Here is a 16,247-nt window from a genome sequence, read left to right on the forward strand (position 1 = left end):
TCCGTACAGCCGACAGGGTGGGAGTGGGACGGGCGTGGCGGCACTCGACAACGTGAAACTGAAGGACGTACTCGCTGACGTGGCCTCGGGCTCCCTGCAGTTGCCCGACTTCCAGCGGAACTGGAAATGGGACGACGACCGGATCCGCGCCATCATCGCGACGGTGACGCTGGACTACCCGCTCGGCGTGGTGATGACGTTGCAGACGGGCGGCGCCACCCGGTTCCGCTCCAGGACGCTCACCGGAGCGCGCCCGGACGGGGACCCGGCCGCGGACCTCCTCCTGCTGGACGGGCAGCAGCGCCTCACGTCCCTGTTCCAGGCCCTGTGGCTGGACGCCCCGGTGGAAACCGCGGACGCCCGCGGCAAACCCGTCGAGCGCTGGTACTACGTCGACATCGCGAAGGCCGTCGGCCCGTCCGCGGACCGCGACGCGGCCATCCTGTCCGTCCCGGCGGACAAGGTGCTGCGCACCGACTTCAACCGCACGGTGGTGCTGGATCTGAGCACCGTGGACGACGAGTGCGCGGCCGGTCTCTTCCCCCTGCACCTCGCCTTCGACGCCCAGCGGGTGAACCAGTGGAAGAAGGCGTACATCAAGGCGGACGAGGACCGGAACTGGGACCTGTGGGGCCAGTTCGACGAGTCCGTCCTCCAGCAGATCCGCGCCTTCCAGGTGCCGATGATCCGGCTGGCCGCCTCCACCTCCATGGACGCCGTCTGCGCGGTGTTCGAGCGGGTCAACACGGGTGGTGTGCCGCTGAACGTCTTCGAACTGCTCACCGCGACCTACGCCGGGGACCGCGAGTACGTCGACCGGACCGGGGACTACTACCAGCTCCCCGAGGTGTGGCAGGAGATCAAGCAGGGGCTGGCCGCCAAGTACCCGGTCTTCGGACGTCTGGACAGCGGCATCGAGAACGGGCTGAGCAGCATCGACTTCCTGCAGGCCATCGCCCTGGTACGCACCTGGGAGCGGAAGCAGGCGGGCATCGGGGCGACGGTGTCGTGCAAGCGCCGGGACCTGCTGGACCTTCCGCTGGCAGACTTCATCCGGCTGGCGCCGAAGGTCGCCGACGCCCTCGCCTGGGTGGGCGACTTCCTGGAACGGCAGTGCATCGTCCGCCCGAACGACCTGCCGTACCAGACACAGCTCGTCCCGCTCGCGGCGGTGCGCGCCATCCTCGACACGGCGCTGGACGGCCTGGCGGCGGAGGAGAAGATCGAGCAGTGGTACTGGTGCGGGGTCCTCGGCGAGATGTACGGCGGCTCCACCGAGACCCGCTTCACGCGTGACGTCGAGCAGCTCGTCCCGTGGATCGCGCAGGGCGACCGGGCGCCCGACACCGTCACGGACGCCTTCTTCTTCGCCGACCGCCTCGACAGCCTCACCACCCGCAACAGCGCGGCCTACAAGGGCATCTACGCCCTGCTGATCAAGCAGGGGGCGGTTGACTGGCATCACACGGGCAGCCCGCTCAGCCCCGGCAGGCTGGACGAGTACGGCGTGGACGTCCGGCAGGTCTTCCCCAAGACCTGGTTCCGGCGCGGGAACAGCGAGGGCCTGCCCACGAACTCCATCGTGAACAAGACGCCGCTGTCCTACCGCGCGGCGATGGTCATGACCGGCGCGCCTGCCTCCTACCTCACCACCATGGTCGCTGCCTCCGACATGCGCCCCGAGTGGTTCGACGACGTACTCGCCACCCACCTCATCGACCCGGAAGCGCTCCGCGACAACGACTACGAACGGTTCTACAGTGACCGTTCCAAGCAGTTGCAGGATCTCGTGCACTCCGCCATGGGCAAGAGGACCATGCTCCGTGATCTCGCGGAGGACGACGCCCGATGACGACCGCACCCGGCGGGCAGGACCTCGCAGCGCTCAAGGGCAGGACCGTCCCCGTGCAGGACATCCTCGACCTGTTCCAGGTCCGGGTCCGCGACCACCGGACGGTGCACCGCATCTCGCAGGCGCTCACGGACGCCGGACTGACGACGCTGCCGGACTTCGCCGTGTGCGGCCAGCGCAGCAACGTCGACGTGGTGCCGCTCGCGTCCGTCCCCGCACAGTCCGCCCCCGCCGAAGCGGACGCGGACGAGACGGAGGAGGCGCTGCCGTCGGCCGCGCTTCCGCAGCGCCTGCTGCTCGGGGACATCCCGTCGGCTCGGCGCGGCCTGGTGTCCGTCGGACCCGGCACGCCCCTGGCGCAGACCACGTTCCTGATGCGCACGAAGGGCGTCTCGCAGGTCCCGGTGACCACCGGCATGGCGCAGATCCACGGAGTGGTCACCTGGGGGTCCGTCGCCAAGATGTACGAGGCGGGCAGGCAGCCGACGCTGGACAACGCGATGGAGAAGGACTCCCTCCCGGTCGCCGACACCCGCCAGGAGTTCTTCTCCGCTCTGCCGGTCATCCGCGAACAGGGGTATCTCCTGGTCCGAGGCGATGACGGCTGCCTCTCGGGCATCGTCACCGCCGCGGACGTCACGGACCGCTTCGAGGGCGCGGCGCGGCCCTTCTTCATCGTCGGGGAGATCGAGTCCCTGCTGCGCCGCTGTCTGGGCGCGGCACTGGACGAGGAGACCGTCAAGGCGGTGCAGACGAACAAGAAGCCCGAGCACCGCACCGGCCAGGTCTCCGACCTGATGTTCGGGGACTATCTGAGACTCCTGGACGGCGGCCAGGCGAAGACGTCGCTGGCCGAGCGGGCCGACGCCAACTGGGCCGCCCTGAAGTGGGCCAACATGCCCAGGGAGCAGTTCATCGGCCGTCTGAAACGGGTGAAGGACATCCGCAACCGGATCGCCCACTTCGACGAGAAGCCGCTTCCGCAGGAGCTGCTCGACGAGCTGACGACGTTCGCGAACCTGCTGCGGGCGTTCGTGGCCTGACGGCGTCGGGGGTGCTGCCTCCGACGCCGTCAGCCCGCCCGGAGGGCGAACTGTTCGCGCAGCAGGGCCTCATGGAGCCGTAGCGTGCGCCCGTCCGGCAAGGTCTCCAGCACCTGTACGCCGTCGTAGTTGAGGAGCTGCCGCAGCACCGCGGCGAAGCCGTCGCCCCGGGCGGTGGGCATGCCCGCGCGCTGGGCGAGCGCGGTCGCGGGCAGGGTGCCGCCCGCGTCGAGCAGGGCCGCCAGGGCCTTGTGGACCTGCTCCCGCTGCGGCCTGCGCGCCAGACCGTCCAGCTGCCCCTGATACGTCTCCGAGTCGAGCAGCGCCCTCACCAGCGCCTCACTGCGCGAGACGACGACCGGTGTGAGCAGGGCGTCGTCTCCCCCGCCGGTCAGCGCCACGTCGAACAGCGCGTCGGGCAGCGACCCGGAGTCGGGGTGCTTCTTGCGCGGTTTCGCCGTCCGCTTCTTCGGAGCCGCGCCGGCCGGCTGAGCCGAAGGCCCGTCCGGCGCCTGCCTCCCCGCTTCCTCGGGAGCCCACCAGGGGGGCCGCTGGTCCCCCAGCTCCCGCCATCCCTTGGGCGGTTCCGCCCCGAACGGCAGGAACGCGAGCACCGGGATGGTGAACTCGGCGAGGGAGGCCCCGCCGTGGTAGCCGGCTTTGAGGGCGGTGTAGCGGGAGTCGGCGTCCCAGAGCGCGACGATGGACGCGCCGGGCTCGGGCCAGACCACGCGCGGTCCGGACAGGGCGATCTCCCGTTCGCCGATCGGGCCGCCGGGCAGGCGGTGGCGTGCGGACGCGGGTTCGGTGGCCGCGTCGGCCTTCGCTCCGTGCCGGTCGACGACATGGCCGTGGTCGCTGGTGACGATGACTGCCATGCCCTGGGCCGCCGCGACCCGGAGCAGGCCGCGCAGGCCGGGTACGTCGTCGATCCGCCAGGCGCCGTCGCCGAGCTTCTGCTCCTTGGCGAGGCGGTCGTCGACGGCGTTGAGGACGACGGCGACCTGCGTTCTGCCGTCGGTGAGCGCTTCCGTGAGGGCCGGTCCGAAGGCGTCGCCCGCGGTCTCGGTGCGCAGGTCGTCCTTGTGGAAGACGGCGGCCGGGGCCCCGCCCCACAGCCTGAGCGCGGGGAAGTGCCGCTTCTCGTCGGCCTGCGCGCCCTTCATCAGGGCGCCCGCGAAGAGCGACGTCCGGGACACGGCCGTCACGGTGGGGAGGGCGGCGGCCATCGCCCGTCGACGGGGCGCGCCCTCGGCGAGCGGGTCGAACTCCGCCCAGGAGCGGCGCAGTTCCTCGCCGAGTTCGTTCGCTATGGCCGCGCTCATGCCGTCGACCACGAGCAGCAGCACCCGCCGCTCCTCCCCGCGCCGGACGACGGGCCCGACCACCCGGTCGAGGAACGACTCGACGGTGAGCATGCCGCCGGGCGGGGTGCCGTCCTGCGTCCAGCCGGACAGCGAGCGGGCGAAGGAGGCGTCGATCTGCCGCCGCCGGTCCCTGACGCGCGTGCCGAGGGTGTCGTAGGCGGCCTTGAGTGCCAGGTCCGGGTCGCCGCCGGCCTCGATGTGCTCCAGGGCGAGGTCGGCCCAGCCGGTTTCGGCGATGTGCCGCTGGATGGCGTCGGCGACGGTGGGCGCGTCGGCGGACGGGTCGGTGGCCAGCCAGCGGGCGAGGCGCTGACCCATGCGGGCGCGTTCGACGCGGGCGGCCTCCTCCGGGTCGGCGGCGAGCCGGTGCTCCGCGAGCCGTCGTACGGCCTCGGTGACGGCCGTCGTGTCGTCCGCCGTGAGCGCGTGGCCGACGGCGGTGAACCGGGCTTCCAGTCCGCCGCGCAGGACGGGGCTCGCCGCGACGGCCGGCTCGGCGCCGAACTGGCGGGCCAGCGCGGCGGCCCGGTCGAGCACGATGCCGCTGGTGCGGCGCGCCTCGCGGGCCTGGTCGGCGTCGGCGCCGCCGTTCCGGCACCCGGCTGCCAGCAGCGTGCTCACATACTCCTCGGCGGAGCTGCCGAAGACGCACACCAGGGTGTCGAGTTGTTCGCCGACGGCCGGGGGCTGGTCGCCGAGGTAGCGTTCGGCGCGGCCCCGGGCCCGATAGGTCTCGGGGGCGGGCTCGGCGTGCTGCCACAGGGCCGCGCACACAAGGCCGAAGGCGGCGGCGTCCACGCCGCGGTCGGCGTCGACGAGGGCGAGCAGAGCACGTCCGGCGAGACCGGCCTGGTCCTCCTCGCCGAGGAAGGCGGTCAGCCCGGCACGCTCGGGGCCGCGCAGGGCCGGCAGCCGCTCGGGGGCGCCGGGCCGGGTCGACCAGTGCAGGAGGGTCTGCGCGTCGAGCCGGTCCTCGCCGGGGCGTCGCGCACCGCCCTCGGTCTCGTAGCGGCCGAGGCGCAGGCGGCGCTGGGCGAGTGCGGTGAGGGCGTACTGCCGGGACAGCCAGCCGCCGGGCACCGGCGGCCAGCCGCCGGGCGGGGTGGCGTCGAGCAGGGCTTCGGCGGCCCAGTCGGCGTCTTTCAGGCGCGGGTCGATCTGCCGTGCGCCGAACGCCTCCCGCACCACGTCCCAGCTGTCGACCATGTCGATGCGCTGCTTGTGGACGCGTGCGGTGATCGCCGGGTCCAGTTCGTTCTGCTCGCGGTCGGTGAGGACCACCAGGACGGCGGGGCCGGGGCGTCGGCCCGCCAGATGACCGAGGACGAGTTCGTGGACGGCGAGCGGTGAGGGCGCCGCCGTGACGCCGGCCGTCCGGCCCTCACCCCAGACTGGTTCGGCGGGCCCGTCCCACTGGGGCGCGGACCGCAGCAGCACGACCCGGCGTCTGCCCCCGCCGTCCGCGGTCAGGGAGGCGGCGAGGGAGGACTGCGACGACAGGTACTGGGTGACGGTCGCCGTGTTCAGCCGGACGGCGCCCGGGGCGGCGGCGACGGTGTCCGTCATTCGACGACCTGCCAGGTGATCTCGATGGTCGCGTCGGGGTGGCGGGCGGCCAGTTCGGACAGTTCCGCCCGGAGGTCGGCGACGGCGCGCGCCGCCGTCGTCCGGCGGCCGCCGGCCTTTCGCGCGGAGCCGCCGCCGGACGTAGCCGGTGTCGCGGACTCCTGCGGGGTGTACGGGATGCGCGGGACTCTGGTCGGTGTGTTCAGGGACACGTCGTCGGCCGTCGGCCGGGGCTCGGCGGGAGGGGGCGGGGGCGGGGTGACGGCGGCCTGGCTGCGCTTCACCAGGGCGACGACCTCGCGCTGGGTGCGGGCCAGGGCGTCGCGGAGGTTCGCGGTGTGCTGGTCGTCGCGGGCCACGTTGCGCAGCGAGTCGAGCAGTGCCGCGCCCTCGGGGCCGAGTCCGGCGGCGAGTTCGAGGGTGCTCCAGGGCGCGGAGGCGACGGCTTCCGCGACGCTGCGGGCCTGCTTGATGGAGGTGCCGTACCGGTCGGCGCTGGTCTCGCCCAGATCGAAGGAGGCGAGGGCCTCCACGGTCTTCTTCGCACCGGCCGCGCCCTTGCCCGCCTCCGCGGTGAGCGCGTCCAGCAGTTGCATGGCGCGGCGGGCGAGGGCGAGCCGTCCGGTTTCCGCGGTCTGGTCGAGTCCGAGGAAGGTGGCGTGGCCTTCCAGCTGGTGGACCAGGTCGGCGGTGTGGCCCTGGTGGGCACGGGCGGCCTCGACGATCTGGCGGGCGAACTGGTTGACCATGCGGCCGCGCCGCAGGGCGGGAGCCTTCTGCCCGAAGACCGTCTCGAAGCGCTGCCGTGCGGTGTCCCAGGCCGGCTCGGCGGGCAGCGGCTGGCTGCGCAGCGCGTCATGGTCCTTGATCGCGGACAGTTCCGGCGCGGGGTCGAGTACGGTGCCGCCGCGCACCCACACCCGGTCGTCCATCTCTGCGAACGCGGCGACGACGAGCCGGGCGAGGAAGTCGGGCAGGCCGCGCGGGTCGGGCTTGTCGGTCCAGTCGGTGAGGGTGATCAGAGTGAGGTCCCCCGTGCTGCCCTGGGCGCTGGCGAGCTGGCGGAAGTGGTCGGCCCAGTAGCGGGACAGCTCGAAGTACGCCTCCTTCTGCTGCCCGAGGCGCAGGGGCCCGGCGATCCGCTGCATCAGCCTGCGGTCGGCGGCCGGGACCTCCACGCGTCCGTCCCGCGCTTCGGCGGCGGCGCGGACGTGCGTGAACACCTTTCTCGTGTCGGCTGACTTGACGGCGGCCCCGGTTGCGTCGGGGTCGAGGTCGGGGTGCGCCGGGTACTGGTGGGCGAGCAGCTTGCCCGCGATGTGCCGGATGCCGTCGTGCAGGCTCTGCCCGAAGGACAGGGTGAGGCCGTCCACGTCGGGCAGTGCGACGAGATGGTCGTCGAAGTCGGGCACGACGTCGGCGGCCTGCTTCCGGGCGAGCCCGTAGGCCTGCTTGAAAGCGCCCTTGACCTGCTTGAGCAGAGCGTCGCGCTGGGTTTCGAGGAGGCCCTTGGCGCGGCTGCGGTTGTCGGCGTTGAGGTGGCCCGCGTACTGGGTGTCGAAGCGGTGCTCGTCGGCGAGTGCCTTGTCGATGACGACGAGCCGGCGGAAGTCGGCGAGGCGCTGCGCGGACAGATGGGCGGGCAGCCAGGCGACCGTGCGGGACCGTTCGCCCTGCTGGCGCTCGCGCAGTCGCCGGATGCGGTTGACGTCCTCGACGGGGCCCCACTCGCCCTCGTCGAAGGGCAGGTCCATGGCGATCCGCCAGCGCCCCTGCTCCTGCGGCATCAGGTCGTGGTCGGGCAGCTCGTCCTCGTCGGCGACGTTGCCGAACACGATCTCGACGGTGCGGGCGGTGCCGCGCCACACCAAGCCGAGCTGGTCGCTCAGCTGCCCGTGGTCGACGCCCAGTTCCTCCGACAGCAGCCGCCGGGCGAGGGCGACCCGGTTGCCGGGGTTGTCGTTGACCTGCGCGTTGGCGATGACGGAGTCCACGTCGACGCCGGACAGCTCCAGCCGCACGCCCGGGTTGGCGTCGGTGCCGGTCTCCTTGATCTCGGGGAACCTGGCCGCCCACTCGGCGACCTTGTTCTTGATGATGCCGACCTCGGCGCCGGGGATGGGCGCGAGCACCGACCCGTGGTTGAGCGCGCCGAGCCGCCGGATCGTCAGCTCGGACAGCGCGGGCACGCTGGGCGCGAGCGCCGACAGCAGCAGGGTGCACACGAGCCGGTTGTCGCCGGCGAACATCCGGCAGCGGTTGGCGCGCTGCGGGTCGGTGAGGGACTCGGGCCGGTTGCGGTACTGCTCGACGTCGTCCTCGGTGATGTCGTACGAGCTGAGCAGGTACGGCCGCAGCTTGGTCTTGTAGAGCTTGTCGGCGGCTTCGAAGACGACCTTCAGGCTGTCGGTGAACGGCTTGTCGCCGCCCTCCGCGATCACCGGGTACAGGTCGCCGACCGGGATGAGCTGCCCGAGCCGGATCTCGTTGCGGTGGTCGGCGAGCAGCTGGCCCATCAGCTTCAGACCGGTGCGGGAACGCTGCAGCGCGGACGAGATGTGGACCAGGGTGTCCATGAACGCCGGCGAGAACGGGTAGGTCAGCCGGAACGACTCCGCGTCCGCGCCGGTCGTGCCCTTCTCCGAGCCGAGGAGGGTGTCCCAGACCTGGCTGCCCACCCGCTTGGTCTGCTCGAAGGCCGCGTCGACGAGCTTGGCCGCCTCGGCGTCCCTGGGCTTGAGCAGGCGCGCGTGGGCGACCTGCGGAAGGTTGCGGTCCTCCAGCGTGATCTTGTCGAACCGGCCGGAGGCCAGGTTGAGCGTGTCCTGGATGGACGACTCGGCGGCGCCCGACACCTCCTCGCCGACCAGTTCGCGCAGGTCGCGCTGGCGGGCGATGAAGGACACGACGGGGATGGCGCGGCGGGCGTCGCCGCCCTCCACGAAGTTCGTGATCTTACTGGCCTCGCGGGCCACGAACTTCTGGTCGTGGATCAGGGTGGCCAGCCACAGGATCAGCTCGTCCATGAAGAGGATCAGCCCGTCGTAGCCGAGCGACTTGGCGTGCTCGGCGATCACGGACAGGCCGGCGTCGAGGGAGACGAAGCCGTGCTCGTCCTCGGCGGCGTTCCTGGCGAAGCCCGGGAGGAGGTTGGTGCCGGCGTCGTTGACCAGCTTGGCCCGCAGCTCGGCCGGGGTGGACGGGTTGCGGAGGTCGAGCGCGGCGGCCCCCTCGTGGTCCTCCTCGGCGGCGAGCGCGGTGTCGAGGAGCTGCGGGGTCCAGGCGAAGCCCTCGCCCCACTCGTCCTCCTCGTCACCATCCGCATCGCCGCCGCCCAGGCCCCGGATGACCGCCTCGTCACCGATGTTGGCGCGCATGGCGCGGATGTCGGCGAAGAGGGAGTCGGTCCGGTACACCTGCGGGGTCGGGGCGTCCGGGTGCAGCTTCTTGACGTGCGTGACGTACCCGCCGAGCACCCGCTGTTCGAGGGCCTTCGCGCCGAGCATGTGGTAAGGCACCAGCAGGAACCGCTTGCCGTCCGTGGTCAGCCACTCGTGCTTGGTCAGCAGCGGGTCGAACTCGGTACGGGCACGGGCGGCCGGGTCGCCGCTGAGCAGCGCGTACAGCACGGCCATGAAGTGCGACTTGCCGGAACCGAACGAGCCGTGCAGGTAGGCCGCCTTGGAGCGGTGCCCGTCGAGCGAGGATCTGATCAGGGCCAGCGCCTCGTCGAAGTTCTCCAGCAGCCGCTCGGTGACGACGTAGTCCTTGAGCGCGTGCCGGGCGCCCTCGGGTGTCGTCGCCTCGGCGAGGGACAGCACGAAGTCCGAGGTGGAGATGGACTCCTTGATGTCGATGACGTCGCGGAGGAGGGGCGGCTGGGCCATTGCGGGTCTCGCTCTCCCTGACGGTGGTCGCTGCTGCTGCTCGTGTCGGTGTGGTGCGGGTCTGGCGCCCAGCCCCAGGGCCGGATACCGGTCCGGGCCATGGAGGAGGGCCCGTAAGCGCGGGGACCTGTGAGCGGTGCGAGGTGCCGGTGGGCCTGCTCGGCGCGGAGGAGACCGGGTCACGTGCCGCCGGGTAGGACCGACGTTCACGGCATCGGCCAGGTCAGGGGAGACGGGGTCGCAACACTGGCACTCTTTGTCCCCCTCGTCCTCGACGGTCACCTGTACAGCCTGCGCATAGCACCCTACATCCGTACTCCGACCGACCCCGCGCCGTACACCCCCGTGCACCGTCCGCGCATGCCGCTCTCACGCGCCGCACGGTTGCGGCGGGCGCCATCGACCCGATCGGTACTCGTCCAGGAGCTGTCGGCCCGCCACTGTGAAGGGGTGCTCGTGGCCCAGTCCGCGTTCCCGCCGTGCGACGACATCGGCCATCAGCTCGATCGCCTCATCGACGTGGCCGAGCGCGGCCCGGGTCCGGGACAGCAACTGCCTGGCCGCGAGAACGATCGGGTACTCCGGACCGAAGCGCCGCACGTACCTATCGGTGACCAGCCTGATCTCACGGTCGGCCGCGGCGAACCGGCCCAGGAGGTACAGCGCCCACGCATGGTTGTGCCGGGCGCCCAGCGTCACCGTGTGATCGGAGCCGAGAAGCCGGTCGCACTGCGCAGGCAAGGAGAGCAGCGCGCCGCCTTCCTCGACGGCCAATTCGGCGGAGGGCAGCATCTCCAGCAGGCTGGCACGGGCGCGCAGTGTCAGCGGATGCGCCGGACCCAACTCCGAGTGTCGACCCGCCACGGTCGCTCGGAGCAACGCGATCGACTCCTCTCGCCTGCCGAGATTCGCCAGCACGAGCTGAAGCCCGTAGGAGGTGTCCAGGGTGTCGGGGTCGTCGGCCCCGAACAGCCTCTCCTGCGCGGCGCGGGCACCGCGGAGCACCGACTCGGCTTCGGCGTACCTGCCCAGCCGGAACAGTGCCCTGCCGCTTCGCGAACGGGCCGCCAGGACCAGCCGGTTGTCCTGGCCGAGCAGTCGCTGTGCGAGGTCCGCCGCGGCGCGGGAGGTCTCCCAGGCGGACAGGTAATCCCCGGTCCGGTGCAGGGCGACCGAAAGGCGCGTCGCGACGGCCAGGGCGTCGGCGGCGGCCGAGGGCTCGCCGATACGTCGCACCAAGGTAAGCGCATGAGGCACCAGCAGTCGCAGTTGCGGATCGTGCGGGCCCGCATCGGGTGCCCGGGGGACGGCGGCGTCGAGCAGCCGGACGGCCGTGGTGTCGAGCGCGGGCAGCAGGTCTGCGGGGGTCGCCGCGCTCACGCTGTCGAGCAGCACACCATGGCTCTGCACGCAGCGCGCTCCCACGATGTCGACCAGCTCGGACAGCGACTGGTCGAGAAGGGCTCTCAGGGCTGTCTCGGTACGGGCCCGGGGAAGGACGTCACCGATGTCGGCGTGGTTGAGGAGGCTGAGCGGCAGGGGCTCGGCTGGGAACCGGGCCAGCAGCCTGAGCAGCATCGCCGCTTCGGGCAGCCCGCGTGCCTCGAAGATGTCGAGTGTGAGCTGCCAGGTCAAGCCGACCAGATGTCGCGGGTCCGGTCCGGACAACGCGTCGGCTCCCCGGTCGATCAGCTGAACCCGTTCGTCTCCTTCGAGGTGTTGTCCGTAGGCGTCCATCGTCCAGGGATCGAGCACCTGGTGGGAGAGGAAGCCGCCGGCCAGGGTGAGAGCAAGAGGCAGCCGCCCGAGCCGGTCCGCGATCTGCGCCGCCTGCTCGGGCGTACCGGTGTCCGGGGCGAGGTCGCACAGCACCAACGCCGCATCCTCACGCGGCAGTACGCCGATGTGCTGCAGTTCGGCCCCTGGCCACCAGCGGGCCGCGGCGCGCCGGGTGGTCACCAGGACGACGCCGCGGGGGCTGGTGCGCAGCCAGCTGCCGTCCCGTAGGATCTCCGGCTCGTCGGCGTTGTCGAGGACCAGCAACCAAGGTTCGGCGGAGCGATCGAGATACGTCCAGACGAGGTCGGCGGCAGGTCTGAGGCCGTTGCGTGCCGCGAGCAGCTCGCCGTCGCCCGCCCCTCGGTCGGCAGCGACGGCGAGCATGCCGGCGCGCAGGCTGGCGCGGTCGGAAGCGTTGACCCACAGGCCTGCCCGGCCCCGCTCTCCGATGACCTCCTGGAACAGGGCGCAGGCGACCGCCGTCTTGCCCGAGCCGCCCATGCCGTACAGCACGTAGACCTGGCCCCCGCGCCCCGCCTCGACGCTCGCCCGCAGGCGTTCCATCACCTCGTCGCGGTCACGCAGTACGACGGGCGGTCGCCCCACTGCCGGGCGGCGCACGGAGTCCGGGCCACCGCCCCCGGGCTCATCACCGCCGTAATGGTGATGCTCGTGGATGTGCTGGTCACCTCGCGACTGATAGACACGTCCCTGGTCCTCGGCGTGGCCGTCCGCCCCACCCGTCATCGCTCTGCGATGTGCTGGTCACGCCCGGCTTGGTAGACCCGGGCTTGACCGGACGCGGTGGCATGCTGGGTGATCTGCCGGGCAGCCGAGCCACCGGGGTCGAGTTGGTCCAGCAGTCCGCGCAGTTCCTCAACGGCGGCGGGCCGGGCGACGAGCAGCCGCAGCACCAACCCCTGCCACTGAACCCGTAGTTCGTCCAGAGTCTCCTGGTCGTCCGCCGCCGCGGCGGCCAGCACGTCCTCGCGACCGGCCTCCAACTCGGCGGCGACGATCTCGACGCGCTCGGGTTGCGTCCTGCGCCAGAGCTGTGTGATCCCGTCGCGCACATGGTGCCAGGCATCGGTCGCCATCAACGCGACCAAGGTGGTACCCGCGCTCTGTGCGAGCAAGGTCACTTCTGGGCCCACAGCCGCCCCTCCGTTCACCCGTTTTTCCGACAACACAGATGGCGAGATCGCCCCGCAGGCGTTGGCCTGATTTTCCTTCCGATCATTATCATTCCACCCTTGAGTGACATGAAACGAGGAGGGATCAATCCTCGTCATTCCCCGTGGACCGGACCCAACACCTGGCCAGGCGGGCGAGTTGCGCGCTACAGTAAGGCATTCCGACCGATCGAGGGGGAAACGGAAGATGACCAGGCCATGGGAAGCGGATCCGGAGACGACTTTCAAACAGCGCTTGGGAAAAACACCCCAGGAACTCGGAAACACAACCGGAACCCCTGACTGCCCAGACATCTGGGAACTCGCCAACGGCGATATCGCCGTCATCGGCCGGGACCTCACCCAGTCGCTCGGCAGGAACTTGCCCGACGGGGTCTCGATCGGGTCGGACGAACGCCTCGTGGTCATCCCAAGGAACATGCTCATCGCGGCGAAGCCGGACATCCCCGGTGTTTGATTCCTTCCCTGACGGTGCCTCCGAGCGCCTGGACCGCCTCGCGTACCACGCAGACCTGGGCCGGGTCTACAACAGCGGGGTCGGCTTCCTCAACAAGCTCGAACGCGGCCAGCACTTCCAGGAGCGTGGCTTCGCGAGCTGGGAGGCCTTCGCCGCCGGCGACTGGGAGAGAGCACTGGCCTTGGCCGACGAGAGGCGCGAGGACTACGCGCAGGAACTCCGGCGGGCGTCGCAATCGGGCGTCAGGCACCGCCGTCTTCGCGTCGTGGAATTCCCGGTGACGCCGTATGTGCAATGGGAGATGTTCGTCCTGCGCGTGCGCGTGGACCTGGGTGACGACATTAAGGTTATGGACGCTCGCGACATTTCGAACATCGAGCGGAGTCGCCCGGTGCCAGAAGTGGTGATTCTCGGCGATGCGGTCATGTACGAGGTCGTTTACGACGAGGACGGGAATGCGGCCGGCGCCAACCGGTACACCGACCGCTCACTGATCCGGGAAACGAACGTCGGATTCGATGGGCTTTATGAGCGCGGTGAAGAATTCCACGCCTTCTTCGACCGGGAGATCGCCCGGCTGGCCCCGCCCCGGGTGTCCGGTGCTCCGGCGGATCTTCGCCGTTCGCGGTGATCAGTAGCGCGGGTCGCGAGCGAGTCCTTGCGCCGACAGATCACCGCCCGGGCAATGACCAGAACGCCCGCATCGGCGACGCCCTCGGCCCGCAGAGCGCGCCTGCGGTGTCAGGACTGAGGTTCCTCCAGCTTGACGGCAGTGGCGTCCGTGCGGGCTTCACGGAGCCCACTGCACCGGCTCCGTTGAGGCCTCGGCAAGCACACGCCCGCCGGAAGGCCTGCGATCGGTGCCGCCCCTGTCAGAGTGCAGCGAACTGGACGAACGCGGTCCAGGCCGCGGGTGGTACGCCCAGTGCGGTACGGGTTGTGTCTTTCGAGTCGCGGACGTGGACCATGCCGGGGTGTGAGGCGACCTCGACGCATTCGCCGCCGGGGCCCGTGCTGTAACTGCTCTTGAACCAGGCCGACTCAGGTACCGTCGCGAGCCGGAACACCATTACGCCCCTGGCCGGGGTCCGTCACGGAGCAACGGCGCGCACGAGGAGCGTCCCGATGTGCCCAGGGTGAGGAGCGTCGAGGACCCGCGCGTCGGCCGTGGCGAACCCGGCTCGGGTGAGCAGGCGCTCCCAGACAGCTGGGCGGTAGCTGTACCGGTAGGTGAACATCGCCTTTCCGGCGAAGCCTCCCTTGTACATGCCCTGCGGGCCGTACGCGCCGGGGATGGCCGGCGGCTGCGAGAACACGAAGACGCCGCCGGGCCTGAGCCTCCGGCGGACGAGAGAGAAGAGACGGCCCGGGTCGGCGAACCAGGCAGCACCGAAGACCGAGTAGACCGCGTCGTACACCTCTTCGTGCTCGCTCAGGTACTCCAGCACCTCGGAGCACACGAACTCCGCGCCGGTGCCGCCCCATTTCGCGGTGGTCCTCTTGACCATGACGGGAGACAGGTCGACACCCCGGGCGTCGATGCCTCGCTCAGCGAGGTAGGCGAGAGCACGGCCGGTGCCACAACCGATCTCCAGCACGGAGCGCGGGTCGCCCATCAGCTCCGGGCCTGGTCCGTGACCGGCGTACTGGGTCCAGCAGAAGCTCGGCTCCGCGCCTCCTTGAAAGCAGAAGCGGCGAAGGCGTCCCATAGCTCCGTCTCAGCGGCGATGTCGTGTTGTACAGGCAAGGCGCTTCCTCTTAGCTCTTAGCAAGGGCTGGCCCCTACCCTCCGAGGGACGAGACCGTCGGGCAGTGAACTGATCACGCGCCCAAGAGCTCCAGCGTCAACGCCGCCAAGGCATGCCGTCCAGGCGACACGATGGGGCTCCCACCCTTCGGGACATGCACCGGGGCCCTCGGCAAGCGCAGGCCCGCCGAGGGCCCTGCCCGTGTCAGAGTGCCGCGAACTCGACGAACGCGGTCCACGCCGTGGGGTCCACGGCGAGTGCGGGACGGGTGGTGTCCTTGGAGTCGCGGACGTGCACCTTGCCGGGGCGGGCGGCGACCTCTACGCATTCGCCGCCGTCGCCAGCGCTGTAGCTGCTCTTGAACCAGGCCGGTCTGTCCAGGCCGATCCTGGCCTTCTCCCCGCTCATCTCTCTCCCAACAGCCTCTCGATCAACGAACGTGATTCTGCCGGAGTGTGGGCCTGCGCGCGCAGGGTCCCGTACGTACATTCAAGCTCTCGGACCTTCTGACGCACCGTGTGGACCCGGCTGTCGCCTTGTACCTCCGCGTAGGCGATCCTGCGCCCATCCTTCATTTCCATCAAGGTGAACGGGCCAGCCAATCCCGCGTGTTCCTGACGGGAGAGCGGCATCAACTGGATCTCTACGTTCCGCTTCTCCTCGATGAGCAGGATCTGCTCCAGCTGCCCGCGCCAAACCGCATCACCACCGAGCGGACGCAGAAGCACGGCCTCCTCGATCACAAAGCTCACGTGCGGTGCGGGCCGCCGGTCGAAGATGGCCTGTCGCGCCAGCCGGGCAGCCAGCCGCTGCTCGACGACCTCCTCGTCCAACTGCGGTCGCCACATGGCGAACACCGCCCGCGCGTACTCCTCGGTCTGCAAAAGACCTGGCACAGCCTGGGTGGCGTACACGTGCAGCACAACCGCCTCGGCCTCCAACTTGGCCGCATCTCGAAAGAACGCCGGATACTGAGCCCGAGCCACCTCCTCCTTCCCCGCGCTCAACACCCCACCCGCTCCGAGCACTTCATCCGCCCGGTCGATGAACTTCCCTGGCGGAATCCGTCTCGCCTGCTCGAACGAAGCGATCGTCGAGGCCGAGTAGCCGGTCAGGGAGCCGAACTTCGCGCGGTCGACACCCGCCCGCTCCCGGATCAGCTTCAACTGCCTGCCGAACACGGACAGAATGCCCGCCCCGAACTCGTACTCCGGCTGCTGAACCTCGTCGCTCACGCCGCAGCTCCTCCCGTACGACCACACCACAGCCACCGAACGTCACCCAACGCGCGGCCTCCATATCCGGTCACGCCCCGCGCCGCGGACAAGCTCACCGCGCAGGCGTACAGCCCGCGC

General features: G+C 70.7%; 11 protein-coding genes and 1 pseudogene. 4 read left to right on the forward strand and 8 right to left on the reverse strand.

Annotation, left to right across the window (positions count from 1 at the left end; all coding sequences use genetic code 11):
* The first annotated feature begins 34 nt into the window (after nucleotides 1-34).
* Nucleotides 35-1,852: a GmrSD restriction endonuclease domain-containing protein gene (locus V5O46_RS01720; protein WP_332882548.1), complete on the forward strand. Its 1,818-nt coding sequence runs from the start codon at nucleotides 35-37 to the stop codon at nucleotides 1,850-1,852.
* Nucleotides 1,849-2,895, forward strand: coding sequence for a CBS domain-containing protein (locus V5O46_RS01725; RefSeq protein ID WP_332882549.1), 1,047 nt, complete (start codon nucleotides 1,849-1,851; stop codon nucleotides 2,893-2,895). Before V5O46_RS01720 ends, V5O46_RS01725 begins: the two co-directional genes overlap by 4 nt.
* 29 nt (nucleotides 2,896-2,924) lie before the next feature.
* Here the strand turns inward: V5O46_RS01725 and pglZ are convergent, their stop codons facing one another.
* The 4 genes from pglZ to V5O46_RS01745 form a co-directional block, all read right to left on the reverse strand.
* The gene (gene pglZ / locus V5O46_RS01730) at nucleotides 2,925-5,828 is read right to left on the reverse strand and encodes a BREX-2 system phosphatase PglZ (protein WP_332882550.1); all 2,904 of its coding nucleotides are present in this window, start codon (nucleotides 5,826-5,828) and stop codon (nucleotides 2,925-2,927) included.
* Nucleotides 5,825-9,715 carry a BREX-2 system ATPase PglY gene (gene pglY, locus V5O46_RS01735; protein ID WP_332882551.1) on the reverse strand — a complete coding sequence of 1,297 codons (3,891 nt, stop codon included), beginning with the start codon at nucleotides 9,713-9,715 and terminating at the stop codon, nucleotides 5,825-5,827. The genes pglZ and pglY overlap by 4 nt, the downstream gene beginning before the upstream one ends.
* A 369-nt stretch (nucleotides 9,716-10,084) precedes the next feature.
* Nucleotides 10,085-12,241 (reverse strand): tetratricopeptide repeat protein, encoded by a 2,157-nt coding sequence (locus V5O46_RS01740; protein ID WP_332882552.1) that lies wholly within the window; start codon nucleotides 12,239-12,241, stop codon nucleotides 10,085-10,087.
* The gene (locus tag V5O46_RS01745) at nucleotides 12,238-12,648 is read right to left on the reverse strand and encodes a hypothetical protein (protein WP_332882553.1); all 411 of its coding nucleotides are present in this window, start codon (nucleotides 12,646-12,648) and stop codon (nucleotides 12,238-12,240) included. The genes V5O46_RS01740 and V5O46_RS01745 overlap by 4 nt, the downstream gene beginning before the upstream one ends.
* A gap of 226 nt (nucleotides 12,649-12,874) precedes the next feature.
* On the opposite strand from V5O46_RS01745, the gene V5O46_RS01750 reads away from it, so the two are divergent.
* Together V5O46_RS01750 and V5O46_RS01755 are read left to right on the forward strand one after the other, a co-directional pair.
* Nucleotides 12,875-13,144 (forward strand): hypothetical protein, encoded by a 270-nt coding sequence (locus V5O46_RS01750; RefSeq protein ID WP_332882554.1) that lies wholly within the window; start codon nucleotides 12,875-12,877, stop codon nucleotides 13,142-13,144.
* Nucleotides 13,137-13,775, forward strand: coding sequence for a DUF6879 family protein (locus V5O46_RS01755; protein ID WP_332882555.1), 639 nt, complete (start codon nucleotides 13,137-13,139; stop codon nucleotides 13,773-13,775). Before V5O46_RS01750 ends, V5O46_RS01755 begins: the two co-directional genes overlap by 8 nt.
* A gap of 241 nt (nucleotides 13,776-14,016) precedes the next feature.
* Here the strand turns inward: V5O46_RS01755 and V5O46_RS01760 are convergent, their stop codons facing one another.
* The 4 genes and pseudogenes from V5O46_RS01760 to V5O46_RS01775 form a co-directional block, all read right to left on the reverse strand.
* On the reverse strand, nucleotides 14,017-14,214 hold the full coding sequence (locus V5O46_RS01760; RefSeq protein WP_332882556.1) for a DUF397 domain-containing protein: 198 nt from the start codon (nucleotides 14,212-14,214) through the stop codon (nucleotides 14,017-14,019).
* Nucleotides 14,215-14,235: 21 nt separating this feature from the next.
* A pseudogene (locus V5O46_RS01765) lies at nucleotides 14,236-14,891 on the reverse strand (class I SAM-dependent methyltransferase).
* A 205-nt stretch (nucleotides 14,892-15,096) separates the two neighbouring features.
* Complete coding sequence (locus tag V5O46_RS01770) at nucleotides 15,097-15,300, reverse strand: DUF397 domain-containing protein (RefSeq protein WP_332882557.1); 204 nt, start codon at nucleotides 15,298-15,300, stop codon at nucleotides 15,097-15,099.
* Nucleotides 15,297-16,127, reverse strand: coding sequence for a helix-turn-helix domain-containing protein (locus tag V5O46_RS01775; RefSeq protein ID WP_332882558.1), 831 nt, complete (start codon nucleotides 16,125-16,127; stop codon nucleotides 15,297-15,299). Before V5O46_RS01775 ends, V5O46_RS01770 begins: the two co-directional genes overlap by 4 nt.
* Between the last annotated feature and the right edge of the window lie 120 nt (nucleotides 16,128-16,247).

This window comes from Streptomyces poriticola (assembly GCF_036689765.1).
Taxonomy (GTDB): Bacteria; Actinomycetota; Actinomycetes; order Streptomycetales; family Streptomycetaceae; genus Streptomyces; species Streptomyces poriticola.